The sequence below is a fragment of the Pedobacter sp. ASV28 genome, assembly GCF_016428855.1.
Taxonomy (GTDB): Bacteria; Bacteroidota; Bacteroidia; order Sphingobacteriales; family Sphingobacteriaceae; genus Pedobacter.
This window is the reverse complement of the sequence record NZ_JAELTN010000106.1, coordinates 1-9,613: the sequence shown is the minus strand read 5'-3', so window position 1 is coordinate 9,613 and position 9,613 is coordinate 1. Positions and strand designations below refer to the sequence as shown.

Here is a 9,613-nt window from a genome sequence, read left to right as displayed (position 1 = left end):
CTACACTATGGCTCGATCGTCGGCAGCGTCAGATGTGTATAAGAGACAGGTGTATTGTCAATTGACAAAAGGTCGTTCATTTTTCGGATCTCTTCTGCCTGTTGCAAGAGTTCCTGATTTTGTGCCTCTATAATTTCAGACTTTTCCAAAACCTCTCTTGTTCTAAGTATTACCTTTTGCTCTAATTCGGTATTCAATTTGTCTTTTAATGCCTGTTTGGATTCTAATTCCCGAATGATTCTACGTTGCGCCTTCTCCTTCTTTTTCTTCAATAGGCGAATATTATCGCCTATGGCAAAAGTTACAAAAAGCATCTCCATTATCAAACAAAAGCTTAGGCTATAGAAGTTGAGGGGGCCAAAAGGCATTTTGCCCACATTTAAAACTTTGATAATTCTTATCAAAAGGCCCAATAAAATAAAGGAATACCCCGCTACGAAAAACCTGGCCGGATAATAACCCTTTCTTAAAATATAAATACCCGAAAATAGGGCCAATAACACTGGTATGATTTCTATGAATTTATAAACGAACCAATGGTTGTTTATAAAAAGACAGCATAAGAAAAAAATTGTCCTTAGGCCAAGATAACCTAAGATGACTTTATCCAAGATAGGGACTTTATGTTTCAAATGAAGAAACTCTCTGGCAAACAACATGCTAAAAGTAACTGCCATATAAAGGGCTACACCATAAGCTATTTCATTCCATGCCGGATAATTGGGCCATAGATATTGAAAGCCCGTGCCGTTTGAACTCACTTCATATATTCCGATGCTCAGGTTATATAAGACGTAGTATAGGTACTGTTTCTGCCGAACAGCAAAAAACATGACCAGGTTGTACAGGCAAAATACCAGTATCATACCATATAGCAGGCCCAGGAGTAAGTATTCCCTAAGGCCATACTGTATAAACCAATTGATCTTTTTCAATACGATCATTACAGCTGCTGGTTGCTCGGTTTTAATGGCTATATAATAGGTTTGTTCTCCCTTAAATTTTCGGCTGATGTTGAAGGTGAAGTTCTTATGATGAATTTGTCGTTCCTTAAAATTTAATTGCGCCCCAAATTGAGACCGCTGAAAATTTCCGGATTTATCCTGGTGATAGATTTTTATGTTATCTATCGTTTGATCATAAAATTCCAGTAGGAAGGCTCCGGTATCTTCGGTATTTTCCAGTTTTATCCTATACCAATAGGTAGATTTGCTATTGGTGGCTTTAGGAATAAAAGTTCTACTGCTTTTAAAGACCGAATCGAATGTTGAAGAGGATACATCTTTTATGCCCAGTTTTCCAGAATGGTCTTCAAATACATTTATTTCTTTATAGGAAAAGATGTGTTGTTTAACAGCTCCGTTTAATTTTACAGATTCCTGTGCATTAGATACCTTGGGAAGTATTAACGCATACAGCAATAGTAGGCGCAATAAGGGTTTCAAAATTTTAGATTTAGGTTATTTGGTTTATGAGACGATAAAAATAATCAAATTATACAGAAAGAAGATTACCTATTTACATCATCTACTGATATAAATCGATTTCGGGAGGAGAAATGGCCTAATTTTAAGGGCGTTAAGCGAAGGTGGTTTCCTTTGTAGTAGCAGGTGCTTCGGTCATTGAGGCGAAAATAGGTTTAAAAGCCAAATTGTACTTTTTTGAATTTACTAACCTAAACTCAAGTTAAAATAGGAAATTAAGCGCAGGGTAAAATCGCCTGATAAGATTTTATAAAAAGAACAGAAACGAGGGTTTGTGTTTATTTTATGCCTTCCCATTCTGCATAGAACTGCTCCAAATATTGTAGCATAAAATCATGGCGTTGTTGGGCTATTTTTTTGCCGGCATTGGTTTTCATCAAATCTTTTAAGAGCAATAGCTTTTCATAAAAATGGTTGATGGTGGGGGCCGTAGTATTTTTATAGGCTTCTTTTGTCATGTTTAGCTGTGGCTTTATTTCAGGGTCGTGTAATACCCTGTTTTTATAACCTCCATAGGTAAAGGCCCTAGCTATACCTATAGCACCTATGGCGTCTAAACGATCTGCATCTTGTACCACATTTAGTTCCTTTGAATGATAGGTGATGGTGCCAAGGCTTGCCTTATAGGAAAGATTTTTAATGATCAGTTTTACTTCTTGTATGATGTCGGGAGCCAATCCTATGGAGGTAAGGAATTCTCCAGCCTTTCGGGGCCCAATTTCTTCATCGCCTCCATTAAATTTGCTATCGGCTATGTCATGTAATAGGGCAGCTAGCTCTACTATCAATTCATTTGCCTTTTCTTCTCTATTAATGGTCTTAGCGGTTTTATGAACGCGTTCAATATGAAACCAGTCATGACCAGCTTCGGCATCTGCCAGCGTGTGTTTAACAAAAGTAATGGTTTGTTCAATGAGGTGTTCCATAATTCATTTTATGCCATCAAAGCTCGCCTTTTTATCTTTAAAACCAACTTAAAAAGAGGGGGCATGACCTAAGATATTGGCATAGAGCCAGCTAATTTGCTCAAAGATTTGTTCATTTCCTGTATTTTTGCTCGAACTCTTCCTTGTTGAAGTTCAATAGATCTGCACTGTCTACTTCTAAAAGTTCGGCAATCTGGAAAAACCTGTCTAAAGATATTTTACTATACCCCAATTCTATTTTACTGTAGGCGTTCTGGGATATACCAATCTTGGCAGCTAAATAATCCTGAGTGTAGTTTTTATACTCGCGTATTTTTCTGATGTTGGAAGCAACGAGTTGCATTTTCCGCTTAAAATTGTCTTTCATTAAACCTTATGGTTGATGTAGACAATTAACAGAGATGTTTAAAAAAAGTTTTACAAATCGTGGTTTCTTTTTTGGGGGCGTTCTTCGTCAGGTCTTCTGCTACCGTCATAAAGTTCATACTCCAACATTCTACAGTCTAGTTTACCGTTATAAAACTCTACTTTTCGATCAGCTTTGAGCCCTATTCTTTTGGCAAGATCAGGATTTCCGGTAAAGATATAACCTGTATAACCTTTACATTCCTTTTTCATGAAGTCTCCCATTCTTTTATAAGTAGCTTCCAATTTGCTGTGAACGCCAAGTCGTTCTCCGTATTCGGGATTAAAGATCACCACTCCCTTATCTCCTTGAGGTACTTGGGTGTCTGCAAAATCACAAACTTCAAATTCGATGATCTGGTCTACGCCGGCTGTTTTTGCATTTCTTCTGCTCACGTCAACAGCATCTGCAGATAGATCTGTAGCTACTATTTTTAAGTCTACATTTTTAATGACCTGTTCTTTTAAAATCCTTCTTTCGGCAAAAAAGACTTCTTCGTCATAGCCAATGATATGCATAAATCCATAGTTCATTCTGTACAAGCCAGGCCTGCGGTTGGTGGCCAGCAGTGCAGCCTCGATGGCCAAAGTGCCTGATCCGCACATGGGGTTAATGAATGGCGATCGTTGATCCCAATTGGTAGCCATAATTACGCTCGTGGCTAAGGCTTCCAACATGGGTGCTTTGCCCGGTATCTTACGGTAGCCGTGTTTACTGAGCGTTTCCCCGCTGGTGTCGATAAAAATATCGGCTTCGCTATCTTTCCAATACAGGTGGATAACCGTTTTATTTGCATCTGATCCAGTGTTTGGCCGGATATCTTTTTTATCTTTAATGCGATCAACTATAGCATCTTTTACTTTTAGATTGGCAAAAAGAGGAGTGGTAATGAAGGGGTTGTCAACATTTGAGGTTACGGAAAAATAACCCGTAAAATCGATCAATTCTTCCCATTCAATATTGACCAATGCCGTATAAAGTTCCTCTGGATTTTTGGCCTTGAAACTTTTAAGCTGATATAGGATCTGGCTGGCACAACGCAGGTTAAGGTTAAGCTTGATACATTCCGTTAGGGTAATGTTGAGTTCAACACCAGTTGAAAATTCTCTTTCTATAGTATAGCCTAAACTTTCAACTTCGTTTTTAAGGTAAGTAGAAAGTCTTTTGTTACAGGTAATAATCACCTTGCTCTTGTTGTGGAAAACTTGCATCATATTCTGTGCGAAGTTATCAATAAAAATATAGAGATTTGGGTGGAAGAGATAATTATTAGTATACAGACATGGAAATCAAAGGCAAGGTGCACGAAATTGGTGCAATACAACAAGTGAGCGAAACGTTTAAGAAACGTGATTTAATCATAGAATACGCAGAAAATCCAACATATCCTGAATATATTAGATTTGAAGCCTTACAAGATAAAACGGCATTATTCGATAGCCTTAAAGCTGGAGATGAAGTGGAAGTTTCGTTTAATTTAAGGGGTCGTCCCTGGACAAATAAAGATGGAGTGACTTCCTATTTCAATAGTTTGGTGGTTTGGCGCTTAACAGCCTTGACCAATACAGGTTCTGCTCCTGCGGCTCCTCAATATGCAGCTCCTGTCGATGTGAACACCTCGGCAGGCGAAGAAGATGATTTGCCCTTCTAACATTGCTTTTTAAGAAAACACCACTATAATCAAAGCCGTTTAGTCAAACTGAACGGCTTTTTTGTTGAAGTGGTACTGTTAAAAATTGTTAAAGCTTGGCCAATTTGCTGATTACTTGTTTACTTTTGAATAAGTCAGGATGAAAAAGAAGAGCCTCTGGATAATTACTGCCCTCATGACCTTTGCCTTGTTGGGTGTTTTGGTAATGCAATTGTATTACATCAGGGAGTCCTACAACTTAAAATCTCAGCTTTTTGAACAAGATGTTAATCAGGCGCTAACCGCTGTTGTCAACAAAATCCAGAAAAAGAATGTGATTGTACATATCAATAGAAAGGATACGGAGATCAAAGAGCAGAAAAAGCAGAATATACGAAGCCAGACAGATAGCATAGTAGCCTTCAAAGTAAGGTTTAAAGAGGGGGAGGCATTACGTAAGTTAAAGCAAAAACAACAGATCTTTGATTATATAGGGCTTCAGGACAGTTTAATTAGAGAAGGCTTTTGGCAGCCTGAAATGATTAGCGAAGAAGATTTTGCCATATTATCTAATCCAACCCCCAACAAGAATACCCTGAACCTGAGGGTAGATGATATCAAAGATGAGAACGGCAACTTGTTAAGGAGGCGCATTACGCCATTCTATAAGAAAAAGGCCAACCTCAACCCCAATAAACTACCCGATACCATTCGGTATCTTGCTTATAATCCTACCACTATCCTGCCACAGTTCATTTCTTTTCCCAGTATCGACCCAGATCTAAAGACCAAGTTTAAATTGGAAGATGCAAAGGCCGAGCGTAAATATAAAATGGAACTGGAAAGGCTTTATGCTGATACGGTGATATTTAGCACAGGTAATTTTAACCTGGTACAAGATGTAGCCAAAGAACTGGAAAACAAAAATGTACCCCTCGAAGATCGAATACCTAGCCAAGATATCCTAGATACTTTAATTAAGCGTGAATTGCTTAGCAAGAATATTAACCTTGATTATAATTATTGGATCACTCCATCGAATAGTAAAGACAGGGTCATCTATCAAAATGTATCCCTGCCGGGCGAGGAAATGCTTCCGAAGAATACTTTTAAAAAGATTATTTTTGGCAACGATCTGGTTATTAAAGATCCTGGAATGCTTTATGTGAGTTTCCCCAATAAGAATTCGCTTATTTTCAACAATATGTTTGTCACCCTGGTCTCGTCGGTAGGTCTGCTCCTGATCTTGGTGTTTATTTTTGCCTATACCATTTACGCGATCATTAGGCAGAAAAAGCTTTCTGAAATGAAAACAGATTTTATCAACAACATGACCCATGAGTTTAAAACACCGGTAGCTACCATCATGATTGCCAGTGAGGCCTTGAAAGACCCCGAGCTTACAGCGGATAAAGCAAGGATAAATAGGTTGGCCGGGATCATTTATGATGAAAATGTACGACTGGGAAATCATATTGAACGCGTATTAAACGTGGCGAAGCTGGATAAGAAGGAGATTAAGCTAGAACGCAAGCCGGTTAAAATTAATGACCTGATAGGGGTGGTGGTAGATAGCATGAGCCTGCAGCTGCAAAAAAGAAATGCTTCAGTTGTGCTAAATTTAGAGGCAGATCCAGATGTGGTTTGGGGAGATGAATTGCACCTTTCTAATGTCATCTATAATCTTATAGATAATGCCAATAAGTATAGTGCAGATGAACCCCATATCACTTTGAAGACCAGGTCTGCTGCAAATAGCATTGTTATAGAAGTAAGTGACCTTGGCATTGGGATAACCAAAGAACAAGCCAAAAGAATATTCGATCAATTTTATAGGGTGCCTACCGGAAATCTACATGATGTTAAAGGTTTTGGGCTGGGGCTGAGCTATGTTCATGATATGATCACACAAATGAACGGCAACATCAAGGTCATGAGCGAAAAAGATAAGGGTACCACATTTGTTATTACGTTACCATTTAAACCAAATGATTAACATGAAGAAAATATTACTAGTAGAGGACGATCCAAATTTAGGGCTCTTATTGCAGGATTACCTACAGCTTAAAGGGAAATTTGAAGTTGTACTTTGTACAGACGGAGAGGAAGGAATCAAAGCTTTTACCAAGCAACAGTTTGATCTTTGTATATTGGACGTAATGATGCCTAAAAAGGATGGCTTTACCTTGGGTAAAGAGATTAGAAAAGCTAACCAACAGGTACCCATTATATTTGCCACGGCAAAAGCAATGATGGAAGACAAGGCTTCTGCCTATGATTTGGGAGGTGATGATTATATTACTAAACCTTTTAGGATAGAAGAACTTTTATTGCGTATCAACGCCTTATTGAAAAGAGTTTCGGTTAAGGATAGCCAGGTGCAAGAGCCAGAGCCTAAGCAATTTGAAATAGGCGATTATATTTTTGATTATACCACGCAGTTGATTCATTTTAATGGGCAACAACAAAAGCTTTCTACTAAAGAAGCTGAGTTGTTACGCCTATTGTGCCTAAAAAAGAATAGTGTACTGACCAGAGAAGAAGCCTTGTTGAATATTTGGCATGATGACAATTATTTTAATGGGCGCAGCATGGACGTTTTCTTAAGCAAGTTGAGGAAATACCTAAAAGAGGATCCTAAGGTAGAAATCATCAATGTGCATGGCAAAGGGTACAAACTGATTGTCAACTAAATGTAGCTAGCCCCATGTTCAGCTTTAAAACTAACTTTGGCTAGGTGCGGCAAGCCGTAATAGGCCAAAGTAGCGGTTGTATGGCATCAGGACCAGTTGCCATTGGAGACGAAAATAAGCGTAGCCAAAAGCTGTACTTTCTTAACTTCAATGTCTATTAATTTATGGGTTCTATATTTTTATAGGAAATAAATAGATAAAATCTATAATTCTTTATTTGTTGCCGTAAAATTGGAATAGAGGACTAAATCTATCTGGTAATTGGCTCTCTTTAGGCAGTGATTTCTCTTTGGGCATTAAAATAGAAATTAATTATGCTTTGGAAATGCTGTGTAACGATCTTGGTTTTTAGAAAAAAGCCAAAAAAGAAGATAGTCAACTTTCATCTATCCCCCAACTTAATTGGGCCTATTGGAAATGAAATGTTTATCTTTTCAAAAGATCCCAAAACTTGAGCTCATTTTTCATAGCTCGAATACCATTAGTCTTATATTGCCTATAGCAAAGACCACTTGAGGGTTTGGTCGGCAGATTTCCCCCAACTTTTTAGGGCAGATTTTAAAATATCCAATAGCTGCTTATTGTTAACTGGCTTCCCTTTTGTTGGGATTTTCAATTTGTCTTCGGTAACCACTTGATCGGTAACAGATGTGGCAAACCAGGTTACATGGTCATGGGGTAGGGCAACACCTAATATCATTCCAGGTAATCCACTGAATGATTCGGGACCTCCGCTAACGGCTATTTCGTCAGTATAAAAGGCCACTACATAGACAGAATCCATCACAATGGCATTTGCCCTTCTACAGTTGTAGCCCGCTATATTTCTAAATTCATCGGTAATTTTCCAATTGATTTTTCGTGTGCTATCATTCAATAGATAGGTTTGTTCAAATACCTTTTTTTGAATGGTACTCATACCCGTTGTGGTATTGGTTAAAATCTGATTGTTTTGTTGGAACTGAATAAGATTAAACCAGGTGTTGGCTTGAGAAATGGCTTCTTCCTCTGGTATAAAAACGGTTTTGTCATTCGAGAAGATGAGCTTGCTCTTTGAGGTCTTGAATTGAGGATTGTTTTTCTGATAACTCTCAAAAGCTTTCGAGCTAAAGCTGTCGTCTCCCCAGAGTTTAATCTGATCTTTGATCAGGGCATAGGCATTTACCCTTTTCTCAAATTCTATTGCACCCTGATGAACAAAACGGGCATGTTGGGCCATGGTAATAGATGAAATGAATAATAGGTATGCTGTTAATATAAATTTGAAGTTTCTCATGGCTTAAGGTTTAGTTGTTGGTCCGCCCATTTTGTTAAAATCCCAGATGAGGGAGAACATAAAATATCGGCTGATGTTGTTGTAGCTGGTTTGGGTTATTGTGTTTGCAGAAGCGTATCTCCTGAAACCCTGGTTCTGGTTAAGGATATCGTTGGCGCTGACCATAAATTTAAGACTTTCCTGTTTGAAAAATGCCTTTGTAAGGGACGCATTTATAATAAACCGCTCGAAACTACTGTCAAAAGATGATGAACTTGGCGTGTAAGTATACTCTGAGCTAGAAGATACGGATATCTTCTTAGGGAGCTTAAGGCTTAGGTCCATATAGCCTAAATAACCCCAGCCCTTATTACTGGTTTGTTTTTGCAAGGAAGCTTGCTGTGAGGTATAGTTAGGGCCAAATGAGAGGTAAAAACTATTTTTATCATTATACTTGCTAAAATTTACAGCCGGATTTGCGGTAATACTGTTTGTAATATTCAGCTCGTTATTTACATAATTGTAGAATCTCGAACCATTAACATTTACATTAAGCCCACCGTTGATGTTTCCTAAAAAAGACAGCTTTTTGGAAAATCCAGTGTAGGCATAATAATTAAAGGGAAGGTGGTCGTTTAGGTTCACCGATTTGTAAATCGTCCTTCCTTCGCTATCTGTAAAATTATTACTGATGATTTGATTGTTGATGAAACTAAAGCTACCACTCACGTAAAAACTCTGGTTGGTTAAAATTTTGTACGTGTTGTACCTAAAGTTGATTCGGTTGGTATATGAAGGTCTTAGATCCTCATTGCCTTCAGGTATGTTCAACGGATCGTCATTTGACCTAACCGGCTGAAGTTGATTGACCGTAGGTTGTGTGGTTGACCCATTATAGCCAAAACTAATGGATTTTTGTGCCGAAAATTTATATTGATAAGAGGCCTGTGGCAACCAGTTGATAAAGTTGCGGCTAAGACTTTGATTTTTATAGATTTCGGTCTGGTCAAAATTTACAAAACTTGTTTTGGTTCCTATGTTGATTACAGTCTTTCCCTTTTTATAGCTGTCTCTTATACACATCTCCGAGCCCACGAGACCTGCGTAAAAGAGGGGGGGGGGGGGGGGGGGGGGGGGGGGGGGGGGGGGGGGGGGGGGGGGGGGGGGGGGGGGGGGGGGGGGGGGGGGGGGGGGGGGGGGGGGGGGGGGGGGGGGGGGG

General features: G+C 38.8%; 9 protein-coding genes. 3 read left to right on the top strand and 6 right to left on the bottom strand.

What is annotated here, in order from left to right:
• Positions 1 to 5: 5 nt before the first annotated feature.
• The 4 genes from JHD79_RS22010 to JHD79_RS21995 form a co-directional block, all read right to left on the bottom strand.
• Complete coding sequence (locus tag JHD79_RS22010) at positions 6 to 1,445, bottom strand: 7TM diverse intracellular signaling domain-containing protein (RefSeq protein WP_199121517.1); 1,440 nt, start codon at positions 1,443 to 1,445, stop codon at positions 6 to 8.
• A gap of 317 nt (positions 1,446 to 1,762) precedes the next feature.
• Positions 1,763 to 2,410, bottom strand: a complete 648-nt coding sequence (locus JHD79_RS22005) for an HD domain-containing protein (protein ID WP_199121516.1) — start codon at positions 2,408 to 2,410, stop codon at positions 1,763 to 1,765.
• Between the two features lie 112 nt (positions 2,411 to 2,522).
• Positions 2,523 to 2,777: a helix-turn-helix domain-containing protein gene (locus JHD79_RS22000; RefSeq protein WP_199121515.1), complete on the bottom strand. Its 255-nt coding sequence runs from the start codon at positions 2,775 to 2,777 to the stop codon at positions 2,523 to 2,525.
• Between the two features lie 50 nt (positions 2,778 to 2,827).
• Positions 2,828 to 4,027: a class I SAM-dependent RNA methyltransferase gene (locus tag JHD79_RS21995; protein WP_199121518.1), complete on the bottom strand. Its 1,200-nt coding sequence runs from the start codon at positions 4,025 to 4,027 to the stop codon at positions 2,828 to 2,830.
• 71 nt (positions 4,028 to 4,098) lie between these two features.
• On the opposite strand from JHD79_RS21995, the gene JHD79_RS21990 reads away from it, so the two are divergent.
• The 3 genes from JHD79_RS21990 to JHD79_RS21980 all read left to right on the top strand — a co-directional run bounded on the left by JHD79_RS21990 (position 4,099) and on the right by JHD79_RS21980 (position 7,139).
• Complete coding sequence (locus JHD79_RS21990) at positions 4,099 to 4,467, top strand: DUF3127 domain-containing protein (protein ID WP_199121514.1); 369 nt, start codon at positions 4,099 to 4,101, stop codon at positions 4,465 to 4,467.
• 139 nt (positions 4,468 to 4,606) lie between these two features.
• Entirely contained in the window at positions 4,607 to 6,442 is a 1,836-nt protein-coding gene (locus JHD79_RS21985) for a sensor histidine kinase KdpD (protein ID WP_199121513.1), read from the top strand.
• Position 6,443: 1 nt separating this feature from the next.
• Positions 6,444 to 7,139, top strand: coding sequence for a response regulator transcription factor (locus tag JHD79_RS21980; protein ID WP_199121512.1), 696 nt, complete (start codon positions 6,444 to 6,446; stop codon positions 7,137 to 7,139).
• Between the two features lie 496 nt (positions 7,140 to 7,635).
• Here JHD79_RS21980 and JHD79_RS21975 read toward each other — a convergent pair whose 3' ends face one another.
• Together JHD79_RS21975 and JHD79_RS21970 are read right to left on the bottom strand one after the other, a co-directional pair.
• On the bottom strand, positions 7,636 to 8,415 hold the full coding sequence (locus JHD79_RS21975; RefSeq protein WP_199121511.1) for a GLPGLI family protein: 780 nt from the start codon (positions 8,413 to 8,415) through the stop codon (positions 7,636 to 7,638).
• A 3-nt stretch (positions 8,416 to 8,418) separates the two neighbouring features.
• A partial coding sequence (locus JHD79_RS21970; protein WP_199121510.1) for an outer membrane beta-barrel protein occupies positions 8,419 to 9,613 on the bottom strand: 1,195 nt, incomplete at its 5' end.